At 70.4% G+C, this 16,888-nt stretch carries 17 protein-coding genes; 8 read left to right on the plus strand and 9 right to left on the minus strand.

Annotated features, from left to right (window positions below; genetic code table 11):
• The first annotated feature begins 70 nt into the window (after positions 1 to 70).
• From hmgA to ACEZHJ_RS10160, 6 genes are all read left to right on the plus strand, one after another.
• Positions 71 to 1,369 carry a homogentisate 1,2-dioxygenase gene (gene hmgA / locus ACEZHJ_RS10135; RefSeq protein ID WP_163138595.1) on the plus strand — a complete coding sequence of 433 codons (1,299 nt, stop codon included), beginning with the start codon at positions 71 to 73 and terminating at the stop codon, positions 1,367 to 1,369.
• A gap of 136 nt (positions 1,370 to 1,505) precedes the next feature.
• Positions 1,506 to 2,483, plus strand: coding sequence for an ABC transporter substrate-binding protein (locus tag ACEZHJ_RS10140; RefSeq protein ID WP_163138594.1), 978 nt, complete (start codon positions 1,506 to 1,508; stop codon positions 2,481 to 2,483).
• Entirely contained in the window at positions 2,480 to 4,525 is a 2,046-nt protein-coding gene (locus ACEZHJ_RS10145; RefSeq protein ID WP_163138593.1) for a diguanylate cyclase, read from the plus strand. Before ACEZHJ_RS10140 ends, ACEZHJ_RS10145 begins: the two co-directional genes overlap by 4 nt.
• A gap of 147 nt (positions 4,526 to 4,672) precedes the next feature.
• Positions 4,673 to 5,494, plus strand: a complete 822-nt coding sequence (locus ACEZHJ_RS10150; protein ID WP_163138592.1) for a metallophosphoesterase — start codon at positions 4,673 to 4,675, stop codon at positions 5,492 to 5,494.
• 157 nt (positions 5,495 to 5,651) lie between these two features.
• Complete coding sequence (locus ACEZHJ_RS10155; protein ID WP_163138591.1) at positions 5,652 to 5,933, plus strand: hypothetical protein; 282 nt, start codon at positions 5,652 to 5,654, stop codon at positions 5,931 to 5,933.
• A gap of 71 nt (positions 5,934 to 6,004) precedes the next feature.
• A complete protein-coding gene (locus ACEZHJ_RS10160) occupies positions 6,005 to 7,000 on the plus strand; it encodes a L,D-transpeptidase family protein (RefSeq protein WP_163138590.1) in 996 nt (331 codons plus the stop codon).
• Between the two features lie 181 nt (positions 7,001 to 7,181).
• On the opposite strand, the gene ACEZHJ_RS10165 is transcribed toward ACEZHJ_RS10160, so the two are convergent.
• The 7 genes from ACEZHJ_RS10165 to ACEZHJ_RS10195 all read right to left on the minus strand — a co-directional run bounded on the left by ACEZHJ_RS10165 (position 7,182) and on the right by ACEZHJ_RS10195 (position 14,324).
• Entirely contained in the window at positions 7,182 to 8,033 is an 852-nt protein-coding gene (locus ACEZHJ_RS10165; RefSeq protein ID WP_163138589.1) for a fumarylacetoacetate hydrolase family protein, read from the minus strand.
• A 462-nt stretch (positions 8,034 to 8,495) separates the two neighbouring features.
• The gene (locus tag ACEZHJ_RS10170; protein ID WP_163138588.1) at positions 8,496 to 10,112 is read right to left on the minus strand and encodes a glycosyltransferase family 39 protein; all 1,617 of its coding nucleotides are present in this window, start codon (positions 10,110 to 10,112) and stop codon (positions 8,496 to 8,498) included.
• Entirely contained in the window at positions 10,109 to 10,399 is a 291-nt protein-coding gene (locus ACEZHJ_RS10175; RefSeq protein WP_163138587.1) for a lipid-A-disaccharide synthase N-terminal domain-containing protein, read from the minus strand. The genes ACEZHJ_RS10170 and ACEZHJ_RS10175 overlap by 4 nt, the downstream gene beginning before the upstream one ends.
• Positions 10,396 to 11,109 carry a glycosyltransferase family 2 protein gene (locus ACEZHJ_RS10180; RefSeq protein WP_205599682.1) on the minus strand — a complete coding sequence of 238 codons (714 nt, stop codon included), beginning with the start codon at positions 11,107 to 11,109 and terminating at the stop codon, positions 10,396 to 10,398. The genes ACEZHJ_RS10175 and ACEZHJ_RS10180 overlap by 4 nt, the downstream gene beginning before the upstream one ends.
• Before the next feature lie 189 nt (positions 11,110 to 11,298).
• On the minus strand, positions 11,299 to 12,606 hold the full coding sequence (locus tag ACEZHJ_RS10185; RefSeq protein WP_163138585.1) for a HAMP domain-containing sensor histidine kinase: 1,308 nt from the start codon (positions 12,604 to 12,606) through the stop codon (positions 11,299 to 11,301).
• Positions 12,593 to 13,282, minus strand: a complete 690-nt coding sequence (locus ACEZHJ_RS10190; protein ID WP_163138584.1) for a response regulator transcription factor — start codon at positions 13,280 to 13,282, stop codon at positions 12,593 to 12,595. Before ACEZHJ_RS10190 ends, ACEZHJ_RS10185 begins: the two co-directional genes overlap by 14 nt.
• A 112-nt stretch (positions 13,283 to 13,394) precedes the next feature.
• Positions 13,395 to 14,324 (minus strand): GGDEF domain-containing protein, encoded by a 930-nt coding sequence (locus ACEZHJ_RS10195; protein ID WP_375036473.1) that lies wholly within the window; start codon positions 14,322 to 14,324, stop codon positions 13,395 to 13,397.
• A gap of 160 nt (positions 14,325 to 14,484) precedes the next feature.
• Here ACEZHJ_RS10195 and ACEZHJ_RS10200 point away from each other — a divergent pair, with 160 nt between their 5' ends.
• Positions 14,485 to 15,597 (plus strand): flagellar hook-length control protein FliK, encoded by a 1,113-nt coding sequence (locus tag ACEZHJ_RS10200; RefSeq protein ID WP_163138582.1) that lies wholly within the window; start codon positions 14,485 to 14,487, stop codon positions 15,595 to 15,597.
• The gene (locus ACEZHJ_RS10205; RefSeq protein WP_163138581.1) at positions 15,584 to 15,898 is read left to right on the plus strand and encodes an EscU/YscU/HrcU family type III secretion system export apparatus switch protein; all 315 of its coding nucleotides are present in this window, start codon (positions 15,584 to 15,586) and stop codon (positions 15,896 to 15,898) included. Before ACEZHJ_RS10200 ends, ACEZHJ_RS10205 begins: the two co-directional genes overlap by 14 nt.
• Positions 15,899 to 15,975: 77 nt before the next feature.
• On the opposite strand, the gene ACEZHJ_RS10210 is transcribed toward ACEZHJ_RS10205, so the two are convergent.
• Together ACEZHJ_RS10210 and ACEZHJ_RS10215 are read right to left on the minus strand one after the other, a co-directional pair.
• On the minus strand, positions 15,976 to 16,371 hold the full coding sequence (locus ACEZHJ_RS10210; protein WP_240466045.1) for a DUF2802 domain-containing protein: 396 nt from the start codon (positions 16,369 to 16,371) through the stop codon (positions 15,976 to 15,978).
• Positions 16,372 to 16,402: 31 nt separating this feature from the next.
• Positions 16,403 to 16,888, minus strand: coding sequence for a chemotaxis protein CheW (locus ACEZHJ_RS10215; protein WP_163138579.1), 486 nt, complete (start codon positions 16,886 to 16,888; stop codon positions 16,403 to 16,405).

A 16,888-nucleotide genomic window follows, 5' to 3' on the forward strand; every position in this document is an offset into this window, starting at 1 on the left:
AAACTAAATGGCGTTACGATGCCGGCACGAGCCGTCACGGCTCCCGTTCATACAGGAGGAGATGACGATCATGCCGCAGGACGAACGCCAGTACCTCAGTGGCTTCCGAAACTACTTCGAAACGGAAGCCGAGCCGGGCGCGCTGCCGGTGGGCCGCAACTCACCGCAGCGCTGCCCTTACGACCTCTACGCCGAGCAGTTCAGCGGCACGGCGTTCACGGCCCCGCGCCACAGCAACCTGCGCAGCTGGCTCTACCGGATTCAGCCGTCAGTGGTCCAGGGCGCTTTCGAGCCCGTGACCCTCGGCCGGCTGGAAGCACCGGCTCAGACCCCGGTGGACCCGAACCAGATGCGCTGGAGCGCCATGCCCTTCCCCGAGACGCCCACGGACTTCATCGAGGGGCTGTTCGCGGTGGCCGGCAACGGCGATCTCAAGGCCCAGGCGGGCTGCGGGGTATATTTCTACGCCGCCAACCGCTCGATGGACGGGCGCTTCTTCTACTCGGCCGACGGCGAGTGGCTCATCGTTCCCCAGCAAGGCGGCCTCGAGATCGCCACGGAGATGGGTGTAGTCACCGTCGAGCCGGGCGAGATCGCGCTCATCCCGCGGGGCCTCAAGTACCAGGTGCGCCTGCTGGCGGCCCAGGCCCGCGGCTACATCTGCGAGAACTACGGCGCGTTCTTCCGGATCCCGGACCTCGGCCCCATCGGCGCCAACGGCCTGGCCAACCAGCGTGACTTCCTGACACCGGTGGCGGCCTACGAGCAGCGCCGCGGTGATTTCGAGCTGGTGGCGAAGTTCTGCGGCAACCTCTGGGCGGCCCCTCTCGACCACTCCCCGCTGGATGTGGTCGCCTGGCACGGCAACTATCATCCGTGCAAGTACGACCTCGCGCGATTCAACGTCATCAACACGGTGAGCTTCGACCACCCGGACCCCTCGATCTTCACCGTGCTCACCGCGCCCACGGACACCCCCGGGACGGCCAACGTGGACTTCGTGATCTTCCCGCCGCGGTGGATGGTCGCCGAGGACACGTTCCGGCCACCGTACTTCCACCGCAACGTGATGAGCGAGTTCATGGGCCTGGTCCACGGGGTCTACGACGCCAAGGCCGAGGGCTTCGAGCCGGGCGGCGCGAGCCTGCACAACTGCATGACCCCCCACGGCCCGGACGCCGAGACCTTCGAGACCGCCTCCAAGGCGGCGCTCGAACCGGTCTACCAGGGCGACACCCTGGCGTTCATGTTCGAGTCCCGCTACCTGTTCCTGCCCACCGAGCAGGCGATGGCGGCCTCGTTCCGCCAGCGCGACTACACCAACGTATGGCAGGGGCTCGACGCCCGGTTCGACCGCAACCGCCCCTAGCCCGCCACGGACCGGCCGGCGCCCGCCGGTCGGTCGCGTCCGCCCGTGCCCACACGCGCCCTCGGCAAACGCACCGTTTCCGGTCCAGAATGCCCCAACGGGGAGCTGACAACGAAACAGACGGAGCCGGGGAGCCATGCCGCACGGCACTCTGCGGCGGGGGCTGGTCATACTGATCGCCCTCGCCGTCAGCGCTTGCGCGCGCAACGACACGCCCACCCTGCGCCTGGCTGCGAACGCATGGCCGGGATACGGGTACTTCTACATCGCCCAGAAGAAAGGCTTCACCGCGGATGCCGGCATCCACCTCGAGATCGTGGATACGCTGTCGCTGCGCGACTCCCGGCGGGCCTTCGAACGCGGCCAGGTGGACCTGCTCGGCGGCACGCCTCTGGAACTCGTGCAGATCGAACGGCGCTCGGACCGCAAGGCCCGGGCCGTGCTGATGCTCGACCGCTCGGTAGGGGCGGACGTGATCCTGGCAAGACCACCGGTTACCGGCGTCGCCGGCCTGCGCGGGCGGCATGTGGCAGTAGAACCGGGATCGGCGAACCTGCTGGTGCTCGCCGGCGCACTGGCGCACGCGGGGGTACCGGCGACCGGGGTCCGTCTCGCCCCAATGCCGCAATCCTCCATGGCGGAGGCGCTGGCCGAGGGCGAGGTATCCGCGGCAGTGACGTATCCGCCGTTCTCCAAACGCATGGAGCACCTCGACGGTGTCCGGCGGATCTTCGACACCGCGGCGGCGCCGAACGCCGTCATCGACATCCTCATCGCTTCCAGGGAGGTTACCCGTGAACGGACCGGGGCCCTGAGCCGGCTGATCCGGGCCCACCAGCGAGCCCTGGACTGGGCGGCCGATCATCCGCAGGAGGCGGCTGAACTGCTCGCCCACCGGGGCGGTCAGAGCAGTGAGGAAATACGCGAACCCCTGGAGCAGATCCATATGATCGGGCTCCGGGCACAACGCGACTGCTGGGGCGAGGACGCCTGTCTGATCCGCGCGGTACGTCGGTCCATCACCGCCCTGGAGGCCTTCGACCGCCGTGCCATCACGATCGATCCCCGGCGCCTGCTGGACAGCCGGGCACTGGAGAGGGTGGCGTCCCCGTGAAACGATTGATCCCCATGCGCCGGCGCATCGAGTTCCGGCTTGCGGCGGCACTGATGGCACTGGCAACGGTGTTCGCGCTCGCTGCGGGCTGGATGAGCTACCGTCATCACCTGCCCGACGCCCGCGACGCCGCGGTCGGCCAGGCGCTGGAGATCGCCCGCACGATGAACTACGCGGTGGAGACCGTCGCCTCCGGTACCGCCCTGGAGCGCTTCGTCCTCACTGTCGCCGCGAATCCACGCATCCGTGCCATCGCCCTGACCAGCGCCGACGGCGACCGCGTCGTGGCGAGCTCCCGCCTGGCATGGCAGGGCCGCTCCGCCGACGACCTGGGGACGACGTCGATCGGCCGCTGGCTGAGCCACCCCCTGTCCGGGGATAGCGAGACCCGCTGGCGGCCGGGACACGGCGAGGCGGTCGCGATCTCCCGGCTGTGGATCACCGACCCGGTGAGCCCGATCGCCGAGACCCTCGCGGACGGCCGGGTGGTGGTCGTGATGGACGCCTCCGAGCTGATCGGACGCGCCCGGAAGGACGCACTGATCAATGCAGGCTGGCTCACTGCGACGGTACTGGCATTCACACTGCTCGTCTTCCTGCTTGTGCGCCGCGAGCTGATGGCCCCCATAAACCGGGTCTACCAGGCACTCAAGGCACAGCAGGCCGGCGAGAGCGGCCGTGCCGCCCCGGAAACCGGCAGCCCCGAGATCCGCACGCTGGCACAGACGGTGAACGAGTTCTTCAAACTCCACCAGCGCATTGACCGCTACCGACAGGTGTTCGAGGACCTGCCGGTGGCGGTCGCGCGGATCCGTATCGGTAACGACGGCCTGCACATCGATGCCAATCCTGCCTCACGGGAGCGCCTGGGCATCGACGTCGCCCGCATCACCGATCTGCGCACCCTGCAGGCACTGTTCGTGGACGCCGGGCAACGCCGGGCGCTGACCCGCGACCTGCGCGAGCACGGCATGGTACGCGACCGCGAGGTCCTGATCGCACCGGGCGGCGACGCACCACAGCGCTGGATCGCCATGGCGGCCCACCTCGCCCACCGCGGCGGCGACGTGGTGATCGACGTCGTCGCCGAGGACATCACTGCCCACAAGGAGGCGATGCAGGGACTTAATGCCGAGCGCGACCGTCTGCGGGACATCGCCGACAGCATCCCCGGCGCGGTCTACGAGTACCGCCTCATGCCCGACGGCAGCGAGCGCTTCCCGTTCGTGAGCGACGGGCTGCGCACACTCCTCGGACTTTCACCGGAAGAGCGCACGGACGACCCCCGCATCCTGTGGTCACGCGTCCTTCCGGAAGACATGGAGCAGATGCGTACAGCCACCCGCCAGGCGAACATCGGCCCCCCATCCGACTGGCACGCGGAGTTCCGCGTACGCACCGGCGAAGGCATTCACTGGCTGTTCGGCCACGCGGTACCGGCGGACGACCCCGGTCCCGGCCAGCTGTTCCGCGGCGTACTCATCGATATCACGGAACGCAAGCAGCTGGAGGCACGCCTGGAACGTGCCGCACGCCACGACACCCTGACCGGCGCACTCAACCGGGCCGGCTTTGAACCGCTGCTCGAACGCGCCATGGCAACGGCGCGCCGTTACGACCGCCCGCTATCGCTGCTCCTCGCCGACCTTGACCATTTCAAGGCCATTAACGACCGCTTCGGCCACGAAATGGGCGACCGCGTGCTGGCCCATTTCGCCGAGGTCATGGGCGGACGCCTGCGGGACAGCGACACCTTCGTGCGCTGGGGCGGCGAGGAATTCATCATCCTGCTGCCGGAAACCGGGGCCGACGGGGCATGGCGGATCGCCGAGACGCTGCGGCAGACCGTGGCGGAGAGCGCCTTCCCCACCGGGGAACGTCTCACCGTGAGTCTGGGCGTTGCCACGCTCCGTCCCGGGGATACCGTCAAGGCGCTGATCCGCCGGGCCGACGCCGGCGCCTACCGGGCCAAGCGCGCGGGACGTAACCGGGTCGGCGCCCCGCCCTCCGGGATCGCGGCCACGGGGACCAGCGCGCACTGACGTCGGCACCGGGCATTCCCGCCGGCGAACAGGGTGTCCGCAGGCGTCACCCGTGAGCCATAATGCGCTTACCGTCGGGAAGGCCAAGGAGAAAAGGATGAGGGACGTCACCGGGCATCGCCGACCGCGACACACGGGGCCGTGAGCATGCGTATCCAGCCCGTCAGCGACCTTCATCTGGAGACCCGGGACGGTGCCACCCTGGAAGACATGGTGCCCCCGGCGGACGTGGACCTGATCGTGCTTGCCGGCGATATCGCCACCGGTACCCACGGCGTCGAGGCCGCCGCGCGATTGTCCGCCGACCGCAACACGCCGGTGGTATACGTGCTCGGAAACCACGAGTACTACGGCTGGCACTTCCCCGAGCTCGCTTGCGACTGCCGGGAAACCGCACGGGCCCTGCGCGAGCGCGGCACGGGCGAGGTCCATGTCCTCGAGCGCGAGGTGCTGCATCTCGGCAGTGTGCGCGTCGTCGGCGCCACCCTCTGGACGGACTACCGCCTGCACACCCACGGCGATGTCCAGCAGGTGGGGCGCAACCGGCGGATCGCTGCACGCCAGCTCGCCGACCATCACTTCATCCACACCCGCGACGGGCATTTCCGCCCCGAGGACGCCCAGGCCGCCCATCAGCACACCCGCGAATGGCTGGAGGCCGTGCTCGCCGAGACCTGGGACGGCCCGACGGTGGTGGTCACCCACCACGCCCCGGTACCTCAGCTGAGCCATCCCGGCTACCCCGGCGACGGCCTCGCCGCGGCCTTCGCATCGGACCTCAGCGGCCTGATCCACATGCACCCGCCGGCACTGTGGATCTCCGGACACACCCACGCCAACGCGGACCTCACGATCCGCGGCACCCGCTTCGTCGCCAACCAGCCGGGTTACCCCCATGAGGAGACGGCCAGCATCGGCCGGGCGGCGTTCACGCCGGACAAGGTCGTGGTCGTCGAACCGGAGGACTGACCGTACGGACGCTTCGCCGTCCGCCGGCATGGGCGGCGACGTGGACCTTACCCACGTGTCACGCAATCGACGCGGCCGTGTCACCGGGGCGTAACGCCGCGACCGCTACCCTGCCGCCATGACTATGCCAACACACGAGGCAGCCGGGACAGCGACCATGGAGAGCCCACACCACCTGCGCCCCCGCGGTCACGGACAACCCCTGCGCACCCCCGCCGGGGCGCCCTATCACGCGGCCGCCGGCGACGTCGTTCAGCTTCATACCGGCGGAGAGTGGCTGGACGTACGCATCACCGCCGCCGGCCGCAGCGAGCTGGCCGGGGTCGTTCTGGCCGCCTACTCCACCCGCGAGCCGGCCCGTCCCCATACGGAGGGCGGACGCCACAGTCTGCGCTTCAGCGAGGACCACATCTGGCGGTGCGTCGAGCTGCGCCGCTGATGGCGCGGCGAGGGTGCACCAGCGCCTGCGAGGTGGCAGGATAGCGGCTCCGTCACCAAGGGGCCGTCGAGATGCCGCACACGCCGCCAGACGCGGAGCGCCGCCGAATCCTGCAGGCCATGGCCGGCCTGCTGCTCGCCGGACCGGCCCTCGCCCGGGGCGCCGGGGAGGAGTCCGGGGACCGCCGCCAGCACCTCTACGAATGGACGTTGCCGTCCGGCGACAGCGCCCTCGTCGGCCGCGCCCACGTTACCCAGGTCCGCGACGGCGAGACCCTGCACGACGTGGCCCGGCGCTTCGACGTGGGCTACTGGGACATCATCCTGGCGAACCCGGACGTGGACTTCTGGCTCCCCGGCACCGGCCAGCCCGTGATCATCCCGCGGCGCTTCATACTCCCGGACACGCCGCGCGAGGGCATCGTGATCAACGCCCCGGAGCTGCGGCTGTACTTCTACCCGCCCGTCGGGGACGACAGCCGGCAGCGTGTGATCACCCACCCCATCGGCATCGGGCGCCAGGACTGGAGCACGCCGCTGGGGAGCACGAGTGTCTCGGGCAAGATCGACGGACCGGCCTGGTACCCACCGGCCTCCATCCGGGCGGAGGCCAGGGCCAAGGGCGAGTCGCTGCCGCGCCGGGTGCCTCCGGGCCCGGACAACCCCCTGGGCGCCTACGCCCTGCGCCTGGCGATGCCCGGCTACCTCATCCACGGCACCAACCGCCCGGCGGGCGTAGGCATGCGCGTCTCCCACGGCTGTGTCCGGCTCTACCCGGAAGACATCGCCTCGATGTTCCCGCAGGTGCCCCGGGACACCCCGGTACGCATCGTCCATCAGCCGCTCAAGCATACCTGGGCCCGGGGACGGCTGTGGGTGGAGGCCCACCCGCTGCCGATGACCGACGACTTCACCGCCAGCGATCTGCAGTTCACCGCCGATGAACGTCGCCGATTCGAAGAACGGATCACCGCCACGGCCCTTGCCCGCGGCCAGCTGCCCGACCGCGGGCGGCTCGCGGACGTGCTGGAGCGCCCGACCGGCATCCCCACCCCCGTAACCGGCTGACGGCGGCGCCGGGACGACGTGCTGCCGCCACGCCGGGCCCTGCCCGGCGGTCTCGCGCAGGCGACCCGGAATGCGGCCAGCCGGGGCGCAGGGAAAACGGTTGGAGACCCGATGAGCGGCGGGCAACGCCGGGCGCACAGTGGCCTGCGGCACGGCGTCCCGGGTGATTGCTGACGCCCCCCTAGTCGCGGGTATCCGCCACCACGCGATGGGTCTGCTCACCGAGGCCCTCGACGCCGAGTCGCAGGCTCTCCCCCGGGCGGAGGTAGCGCGGCGGCTGCCGGCCCATGCCCACGCCGGCGGGCGTGCCGGTGGCGATCACATCCCCCGGCTCCAGGGTCATGTAGCGGCTGAGATGGCTGATCAGCGCCGCCACCGGGAAGATCATATCCGCGGTCGTGCCGTCCTGTACGCGCTCGCCGCCGAGCTCGGTCCACAGCGCCAGTGCCTGCGGATCCGGGACGGCATCCGCGGTCACCAGCCAGGGACCCAGCGGACAGAAGGTATCGTGGCTCTTGCCCTTGACGAACTGCCCACCGTGGTCCTTCTGCCAGGCACGCTCGGAGACGTCGTCGAGCACGCAATAGCCGGCGACATATCCCAGGGCCCCGGACTCGTCCACACGCCGCGCGGTCTCGCCGATTACCACTGCGAGTTCCACCTCCCAGTCGAGGCACACGGCCCCCGGCGGGCAGAGCAGATCGTCGTCCGGCCCGCACACGGAGGAGACGGCCTTCGAGAAGACGATGGGCTGCGTCGGCGCCTGCGCCCCGGTCTCCCGGGCGTGGTCCCGGTAGTTCAGTCCGATACCGAGGATCTTGCCGGGCCGCGCCACGCAGGGACCGAGACGCGGCTCACCGGGGACGGCGGGCAGGGAGGCCGGATCCAGGGCCGCCAGACGGCGGCGGGCATCCGCCGCCAGGGTCGGGCCCGCGATATCATCGACATGGCCGGACAGATCACGCAGCGTATCCGTCCCGTCGAGCAGTCCCGGCCTCTCGGCGCCGGGGGAGCCGAATCGCACCAATCGCATGGGGTCTCCTTGTCCGCACCCTGGCACCCCGCGGGGCGCCGCATCCGGCGATAATGCCGCCGCATCGCCGGGGGGACAAGCCGGCGGCACCGGAACGTCGACCGAGCATAAGGCCGCAGACCGTGTACGGCATCCCCGCTACGGGGTGTCCTGTCCCCGGCGGGTACCGCGCAAACGCGCATTACCCAATTGTCGGTTGCCCGAGGGCAACCGATCCACGGCCGGTTGGCAGGAATGTCGGCCGCCGGGAGCGGCCGACCTACGGCACCACGACACGGCCCCTTCACAGGCATGCCGCAAGGGTGCCCCCCGGCCTCTCCCGTAGGTCGGCTGCTCGGAGGCTGCCGACAGCCGCGTCGACCGGGCGGGGATGTCGCACGTCTCCGGCGCAAGACCGGCGCGACGGGAACGTGGTGGCCCGAGGGCCGTGAACCACGCGTTGATACCGCCGCGTCACCGGAATCAGGCCGTGGGCCGGCCACCGGGACATGCCCGGAACCCGGGCATGTCCCGGGCGCGGGTGACCACCAGCCAGTCGCTGCGGAACGGTCGCTCCATGAGCACCGGCTCGTCGGGTATCCCCGCCGGACGGTCGTAGTAGCGCAACACGACCCCGGTCGGATGATGGCAGATCCAGGCACCCACCTGATCATCGTCGATCACCGCCACGGGCCGCTTCAGGCGCCCCGTGAAGCGCAGGCGATTGTGGTACTTGCCGACATGGGCGACGGGATGGCCGGTGGCCTGCAGGCCCGCCACCAGGCGCCCGACCGGCGCGAGGTCGTACCACGGTGCCGCGACACTGCCGATACCGAGGATGATCGTCGCCAGGGCGACCACGTTGAGGCTGGACAGTGCCACCGCCCGACCGGCCGGACGCGCGGCCGGTGCCAGCATGACGAGTGCGATCAGCACCAGCACGGCCGGCAGCCACAACGGCACGTTCATGACCCAGCCCGGCGCGTTGTCGGGCACGTTGCCCAGATGGGGCCAGAGGCTTATACCGGCCACCAGGACCATCCCCGCCGCCGCGGGCGACGCGTCCCACCAGCGGCTCGCCGCCTCGCCGGCGTCGTCGAGCCCGCGGACCAGAAGCAGCGCCAGCCCGGGCAGCAGCGGCAGCAGGTAGTGCGCCTGCTTGCCACTGATGAGCATGAACGCCACGAATGCGGTGACCAGCCAGCTCAGCAGCAGCCCGGTCCCTTCGTCCCGGCGCGGCCGCAGCCGACCGAGCGCCCGCCAGCCCGAGAGCCAGCCGATCCAGGGGAAGACGAGCAGCGGCAGGATCGCCAGGTACCACCACCACGGACGGGCGTGGGCGAAGGAATCGACCATGCGCCCCGCGCTCTGCCCCCAGAAGATCGCCTCGGCGTAGGCCGGTCCGCCACGGATGGCCGCCGGCACCGCCCAGGCCAGGGCGATCGCCGCCCCGCCGAGCACGGCGAGCCCGATGCGGGCATACCAGCCCCGCCAGCTGACGGTGCCCCGCCTGTGCCACAACGGGGCCAGAACCGCCGCCGGCAACACGTGCAGGAGCACTACCGGCCCCTTGGCGAGGATGCCGAGCCCCAGGCCGAGGGCGATCAGCAGCGGACCGCGCCGGCCGTGCCCGACAGCGAGCTCCGCCACCCCCACCAGTGCGATGAGCACACAGACCGTGAGCAGCACGTCGAACATCACCGCCGGCGCCCATACGGCCCAGAGACCCGTACCCACGAGGACCACCGGTGCGACCCGGCGCACGTTCACCCGCTCCGGCCACAGCAGCACCGCGAGGCGCACGGTGAGCCCGGCCGCGGCCAGGGCACACAGGGCCACCGCCACGCGGGGCCACCAGTCGCTGACCCCGAACACGGCCCACCCCGCGTGCATCAGCCAGAACAGCAGCGGCGGCTTGTGGGCGTAGAACGCCCCGTTGATGCGGGGCACGAGGAAATCACCGCCCTGCCACATCTCCAGCGCCACGCCTGCGTAGCGGGTCTCGTCGATGGGAATCAGCGGCAGCGCACCCAGGTATACCGTCGTGAGCAGCGCGAGCGCGCCGACGACCCACGCCGCGATCAGCCAGTCCCGCCTCATGCGCCCTCCGTGCCGACGCTCTCCCCGCGATCGCGGTAGATGAAGTAGAGGTTGCGCAGATAGATGAACAGCCCCGACGCCTGGCCGATGATGAACACCGGGTCCTCGCGGTGGATGGCATAGGCCAGCAGGGTCATTCCGCCTGCAATACTGAAGTACCAGAACGCCACCGGAATGACGCTGCGCCGGGCGCGCTCGCTCTGGAACCACTGCACCAGGAAGCGCAGCGAGAACAGCGCCTGGCCGAACAGTCCGACGCCCAGCCAGATGAAGGTCGGCTCAATCATGGACGCACCTCGTGATGACCCACGCTCAGGCGCCGGTGCCGTAGCCACAGCACGCCGAAGAGGTCCACGATGCCCACCCACAGCCGGTTACCCAGGCCGTACTTGGACCGGCCGGCCCGGCGGGCGCGGTGATTAACCGGCACGGTCGCCACCCCGGCCCCCGCCTGACGGAACAGCGCGGGCAGGAAGCGGTGCATATGGTCGAAGTGCGGCAACGCAAGGAAGATCGACCGGCGGAAGAGCTTGAGCCCGCAGCCGGTATCCGGGCAGTCGTCACCGAGCACGCGGCGGCGTACGCCGTTGGCCACCCGGGAGGACACCCGCTTGAGCCAGGTGTCGTGACGTCGCCGGCGCCAGCCGGCAACCAGATCCGCCGCGGAGCGCTCACGCTCGGCGATCAGCCGGGGGATGTCCGCAGGATCGTTCTGGCCGTCGCCGTCCAGCGTGACCACCCAGCCACCCCGCGCCGCGGCCACACCGGTGGCAAGCGCCGCGCTCTGGCCGGCATTGCGTTCATGAGCGATCACGCGAATGCGGGGATCAGCGTCCCGCAACCGCAGGAGCCGACGCATGCTATCGTCGGTGCTACCGTCGTCGACGAACACGATTTCATAGTTATCGACGCCGTCGAGGGCGGTCCGCACCTCGTCAGCGAGAGGGCGGACGTTCTCCGCCTCGTTGAATACCGGGATGACAACCGAATACTCCACCAACTGCCTCACCATCCATGAGTTTGGTCGCGAGTCTAATGAAACGGTTGTTAACAGAATGTCTACACAAGACCTGCCCGGCCGCGCCCCGCTCCGACGAGGCGCCATCCGACGGGCAACGTTACAACGAGTTTGGATGCCGGCAGGGGGGCGCGCCAACGCCGGCCGGCGGACGCGCGCTTTCGGCGGTCAGGCGAAATGCCAGACGGCCCGCGTCCCTTCGCCGACGGTGCTGTCGATCTCGATGCGCCAGCCGAAACGCCGGCACAGCCGGTCGGCGATGGACAGCCCCAGGCCACTGCCGTTGCTGAGGCTGTTGCTGCCGCGGACACCGCGCTGACGGATACGCTCGATCTCCTCGACCGGGATCCCCACGCCGCTGTCCACCACGCTCAGGCGATCGTCGTAGAGGGTGATCCGGACACGACCCTCGCGGGTATGCTGTACCGCGTTCCTGATCAGATTCTCCGCCACGGCTCGGATGGCGACCTCGGGCGCGGCGAGCACCGGTTCCGCCGCCGTCTCCCAGTCCACCGGCACGCCCGCCCCCGCGGCCAGGCGCTCCACCAGCGATGCAACAAGCGGCGCCACCCCGACCGGCGCGTGGGGCACCTCGCCCGGCCCCTCGCGGGCGAGCACCAGCAGCGCCCCCACGGTGTCGGTGATCTCCCGCGTCGCCGACGTCGCACGGGCCAGCGCCCGGCGGGTCGGCTCCGACAGGCCGGGGTCCCGCTCGGCGATCTCCAGCGAGCTGCCGATTACCGCCAGGGGATTGCGCAGCTCGTGGCTCGCGTCCGCGGAGAACGCCCGTTCACGTTCCAGGGCGTCCACCATCCGCTGCTGATAGCCCGCAAACGCCGTCGCCAGCTCGCCAACCTCGTCGCCGGGGTAGTCTTCAGGCGCGACGGTGACGCCGTCGGTGGCACGTTCGCCGATGCCCACGGACAGCGCCAGCCGCCGCAACGGTTCTATCAGGCGACGGGACAGGAAATAGCCAAGCCACAGGGCGATGTAGAGGGCGAGAACCGTACCGCCGGCGACCAGCCAGATCGTGAGGGACTCCCGGTACTCAAGGGTCGTGAGGTCCTCGGCGACGACGAAGGTCTGGCCGTCACGGTGGGCCACCGCCAGGGCCCAGCTCCGCCGCTCGGGGAGGCGGGCGATGGCGTCGGCCTCCAGCGGACCCTCGTACTCCGCGGGCCCGTCGTGCTCGATCTCGTAGAGGCCCGGCCGCCAGCCGCCGATCGCCTCCGGAAGCGTCGCCGGGGCAACACGGCCATAGACCCGGACATCAGGACGATTCGGCGCACTCGTGAGATTGAACCGGTCCGGCGCGACCATGATCTCTTCCAGCCGGCCGGTGAGGATGCGCGCGACGGCCCGTTCCTCGAGGTGGTAGGCGGCGATGAGCAGCGTGCCGACCAGCAGCGGTCCGAGGACGATACCAGCGATCACGAAGGCCGCCAGGATGCGGAAGCGCAGGCTATGCCGGGGCATCGTCCGGAGCGACCAGGCGGTAGCCGACACCATGCACGGTGCGCAGCATGGGGTGGGTGAAGGGGTGGTCGATGGCGCGGCGCAGGCGGTGGATGTGAGCGCGCAGGGTATCGGTCGCCGGGGGCTCATCACCCCAGACCGCCTCTTCCAGGACCCCGCGCGTGACCACATCCGGTGCGTCGCGCATGAGCCGGCGCAGCAGCAGGAAGTCCGCCCGCGCGAGGTTCACCCGCCGGCCGGCACGAACGACCTCGTGGGTCCGCTCGTCGAGCTCGAGCTCGCCCACCCGCAACCGCGTCCGGGTAAACTCCCCACGGGCCCGGCGTACCTGCGCACGCACCCGGGCCTCGAGTTCAGCGAGCGCGACGGGCTTGACGAGGTAGTCGTCTGCGCCGTGCTCGATACCGGCGAGCTTCTCCTCGAGCTCCCCCCGGGCGGTAAGCATGATCACCGGGGTGCCGTCACCCGCCTCGCGGAGACGACGGCACACCGTCAGCCCGTCGACGCCGGGCAGGGCGAGATCCAGGACGATGGCGTCATAGCGGTGGCGCCCGGTGAGTCGCAGCGCCTCGCGACCGTCCGCCGCGGCATCGGCCTCATGGCCGCAGCTCTCCATGTAGTCAAGGATATTGGCCGCTAGGTCGAGGTTGTCCTCGACTACCAGGATGCTCGTCAACGCCGGGCTCCGGAAAGGATCACTGACCCATCATAGCCCGAGCGCCGCTCCTTACGCATGGCTGCGACACGAAAGCACCGGTCACTGTCTCCGCCGCCGGCGTTCCGCCGGGCTACTGACCGTGAATGCCGTAGGACGGCGGCTCCGCCGCGCGCGCCGGCCCGGCGGCAAGGCGGATGCGGGTCGCGTCCGCCTTGTCCCGGTACATGGCCTGGTCCGCACGCTCAAACAGGGCCTCCGCCGTATCGCCGGCGGCGGCGCAGGCCGCGCCGACACTGACGCTCACCCGGATGATGTGGTCCTCGTGCTGGATCACTGCACGCTCGATGAGATGGCGCAGGCGCCGTGCCGCCTGCTCCGCGCCCGCCTCGTCAGTCTGGCGCAGCGCGACCACGAACTCGTCGCCGGCGTAACGGAACAACAGGTCCCCGGTGCGTGAGTGCGCCTTGAGCCGTTCGCCGATCTGGCGCAGGACGGCATCCCCGGCACGGTGGCCGAAACAGTCGTTGATGGTCTTGAAGTGGTCCACGTCGATGACCAGCAGCGTGAGCGGCGCCTCGTGGCGCACGACCAGGTCCATTTCCGCGGCCAGGGCCTCGGCCATGGCCGTGCGGTTCTGCAGACCCGTGAGCGGGTCCCGCCGGGCACGGCGAACGGCGCACTCATAGGCCAGCGCGCCACGCAGCAGCGGCGCAACCGCACCGAGGACAAACGACAGTTTATTGACATCCACCGCCCCGTCGTCGCCGATCTGGAACACCCCCGCAGCCTCCGCGCCCGCGATACGCCACCACGAGCAGGCCGCCATCTCCGGGCCGGCGTCTGCGCGCACCCGCCCCGCCTGATCGATGAACCGCAAGGCACTGACACCCGCCTGGGCCGCCAGCCAGTCCGTGAGGACACCGAGGCGTTCATCGACCGTCGTCGCCCGCTGCAGTGTGAGCAGCCAGGCCACGGCCTCGGTCCCGAGGCTCAGAAGCTCGTCGGCCCCAGTCTCCTCGATCACCCAGACGTCGGGCTCGGCTTGGCGTTTTGCGACCACGGTGGCACCCTCGTTCCGAACGGATTGACGGCGGAATTGAGGCGAATTCCGTGCCAGCCCCTTACGCAACCCCCCGAATCAGTGATTTATCTAATTCGGGGGCATCCTGGAAGGGCCCCGATTCATGCGATGGTCGAAAATCTGACGCGGGTGAGAAGTGATGCTGTATACGCCGCCGGCGAATCCGCGTCCCGTCAACGTGCCCACCGAGGCGCGTCCCCTGCTCCAGGTCCTGCCCGCCGGCAGGGTTCTGCACGCCACGGTCCGCCGGGGTGACGAGGGCCAGATGATGGCGGTGGCCGGACGGCTGCGCCTGCCTCTGCCCGCCGGTACCGGCCTTTCCCCCGGCGACACCGTCGCCCTGCGCGTCACCGCCGGCGAGGGCGGGCGCACGGGCATCGAACTCCTGCCCGGCCAGGGCGGCGGCGCGGACGCTCTCACCCGCCTCCAGCGGACCAATGTGCCCCGCCAGCAACCGGTCACCCAGGGGATCCGGCTACTCGCGGGGCTGCAGGCGCAGGACCTCCCGGAACCCGCCGCCAGGGCGCTGCAGCCGCTGCTGGCCTCACTGCCGAGCCCCAGGCAGCTGAGTTCCGCCGAAGGCCTGCACGCGGCGCTGCGCGACTCGGGCACCCTGTTCGAGAGCCGGATCACCGCCCGGCCCGAGCTTGCCGGTTCCATCGCCCGCAACGACCTGCGGGCCAACCTGCTGCGCCTGGCGGCCGCGCTGCGCGGCAACGAGCGCCCGGATGGCGACGGCCTCCCCAACACGGGTACGCCCCCGGGGCGCGCGACGCAGGACGCCGATCAGGCGGTGACCGGCGCCCTGGCGCGGCAGATGCTCCACCAGCTCGCCGCCCATCGCCCGGACGGCCAGGTGACACTGGGCTTCGAGCTGCCGGTGGCCAACGGCGGCGAGATCGACGACCTGCGCCTGTCGATCCGGGAGGAGTCTTCAGGCCGGGGCGATGACAGCGATACACCGAAGGAGGACGCCGGCAAGCGCTGGCGGGTGGACGTCCGCCTGGGGTTTGCCGGTCTCGGCGAACTGGAGGCGCGGCTGTTCTATGACGCCGACGGGCTCAGCATCACCTGGCGGGCGGAGGACGCCGTGCTTCGCGAGGCGCTGGCCACGGAGATGCCCCGTCTGGAGGAGGCCCTGGGAGACGCCGGGCTCGCGATCCAGGGCCTGACGGTGAGTGAACGTCCGCCGGAGCCGGAGATGACGCAGATACCCGGCGGTGGGGAGGGGTTGATCGATGACCGCGCCTGACGAACGCCGGCGGATCGCCGTCGCGCTGGAATATGGGGGCGAGGGCGCACCACGGGTGACCGCCAGCGGCCAGGGTGTCACCGCCGACGAGATCCGCCGGATCGCGGAAGCCCACGGCGTGCCCCTGGACGCCAACGCGGATCTGGCCGAGGTACTGGCCACGCTGCCTCTGGGCCAGGAAATCCCGGAACACCTTTATCGGGCGGTCGCGGAGGTGATCGCCTTCGCCTACTGGGTGCGTGGCCGCGTGCCGGAGGGCTACCGTTCACGCAGCGGCGGCAACAGCGCTCCGGGGCGCTGAACGCAACGCCCTGCGAGGCAATCGCGTCCCCGCGGCCGGCCGCCGATGAACGCGGACGACGCTAAGCCGGCGGCACGTCAGCCGGCATCGCCGTCCTCGCCACGGTGCAGGGTCACCACCAGCTCCGCTTCCATGCGGCTCAGCCCGCAGGTCTCCATGACCTCCTCCACGCCGGCACCGCGACGCGCGAGCCGGATCGCCTGCGCGAAGGCGGGCCCGCCGCCGGTTTCCTGGCTGGCGACGGTATCCAGGCGGTGGCGCAGCCGCCCGAGGTCCTCCTCGAGGCGGTTGAGCCGCTCGCCCTGTCCCAGGGCACCGGCGGTGAGGGCCTTGAGCTGCTCGGCGAGATCCGCCCAGCGCGAATCCATGGTCGCGAGCCAGCGCGTATGGGCGCGCGAGCGCTGCACGAGGTAACCGGCCACGGCAAGCGCTGCGAGCGCGAGCACCGCCGCCCCCGCCGCGATCAGGATCATGGCCACCCCGCCGTCTCCCGCCATCGCGTCATCAGAGCTCGGCGACCTCCTGCCACTCGTCGGCGGTGAGCAGACGGTTGACGTCCACCAGGATCAGGAGGTCGTCGTCCCGGCTGACCACGCCGTAGATGTACTGCGACGAGTCCTCGTTGCCGACGTTGGGTGCGGTATCGATCTCGCCGTCGCGCACGTAGGTCACCTCGGCGACGCTGTCGACCAGGATACCGGCGACCTGATTACCCGCCTCCATGACCACGATGCGGTCGCTGTCCTCAGGCTCCTTCGGGCGGAGTCCGAAACGCATGCGGGTATCGATAACGGTGACCACGTTGCCGCGCAGGTTGATGATGCCGAGCACGTACGGCGGTGCACCGGGGACCGGCGCGATCTCCGAGAGAGGCAGGACCTCCTGGACCTGCATCACCCCGATGCCGTAGGTCTCATCGTCCAGGGTGAAGGTCACCCACTGGCTGACCGCGCCCTCGGCCTCGGTCTGTGCGTGCAGCTGTTCCGACAT

It is taken from the genome of Arhodomonas sp. KWT2 (assembly GCF_041949875.1).
GTDB classification, from domain to species: Bacteria; Pseudomonadota; Gammaproteobacteria; order Nitrococcales; family Nitrococcaceae; genus Arhodomonas; species Arhodomonas aquaeolei.

Excerpts from the sequence above, each read along its gene's own strand:
- ACEZHJ_RS10210 (WP_240466045.1), bottom strand. The coding sequence starts at position 16,371 with ATGATCCTGATCGCGGCGGGGGCGGCGGTGCTCGCGCTCGCAGCGCTT.
- ACEZHJ_RS10140 (WP_163138594.1), top strand. The coding sequence starts at position 1,506 with ATGCCGCACGGCACTCTGCGGCGGGGGCTGGTCATACTGATCGCCCTC.
- ACEZHJ_RS10160 (WP_163138590.1), top strand. The coding sequence starts at position 6,005 with ATGCCGCACACGCCGCCAGACGCGGAGCGCCGCCGAATCCTGCAGGCC.
- ACEZHJ_RS10185 (WP_163138585.1), bottom strand. The coding sequence starts at position 12,606 with ATGCCCCGGCATAGCCTGCGCTTCCGCATCCTGGCGGCCTTCGTGATC.
- ACEZHJ_RS10205 (WP_163138581.1), top strand. The coding sequence starts at position 15,584 with ATGACCGCGCCTGACGAACGCCGGCGGATCGCCGTCGCGCTGGAATAT.
- ACEZHJ_RS10170 (WP_163138588.1), bottom strand. The coding sequence starts at position 10,112 with ATGAGGCGGGACTGGCTGATCGCGGCGTGGGTCGTCGGCGCGCTCGCG.
- ACEZHJ_RS10215 (WP_163138579.1), bottom strand. The coding sequence starts at position 16,888 with ATGTCGGAACAGCTGCACGCACAGACCGAGGCCGAGGGCGCGGTCAGC.
- ACEZHJ_RS10150 (WP_163138592.1), top strand. The coding sequence starts at position 4,673 with ATGCGTATCCAGCCCGTCAGCGACCTTCATCTGGAGACCCGGGACGGT.
- ACEZHJ_RS10175 (WP_163138587.1), bottom strand. The coding sequence starts at position 10,399 with ATGATTGAGCCGACCTTCATCTGGCTGGGCGTCGGACTGTTCGGCCAG.
- ACEZHJ_RS10165 (WP_163138589.1), bottom strand. The coding sequence starts at position 8,033 with ATGCGATTGGTGCGATTCGGCTCCCCCGGCGCCGAGAGGCCGGGACTG.
- ACEZHJ_RS10200 (WP_163138582.1), top strand. The coding sequence starts at position 14,485 with ATGCTGTATACGCCGCCGGCGAATCCGCGTCCCGTCAACGTGCCCACC.
- hmgA (WP_163138595.1), top strand. The coding sequence starts at position 71 with ATGCCGCAGGACGAACGCCAGTACCTCAGTGGCTTCCGAAACTACTTC.
- ACEZHJ_RS10155 (WP_163138591.1), top strand. The coding sequence starts at position 5,652 with ATGGAGAGCCCACACCACCTGCGCCCCCGCGGTCACGGACAACCCCTG.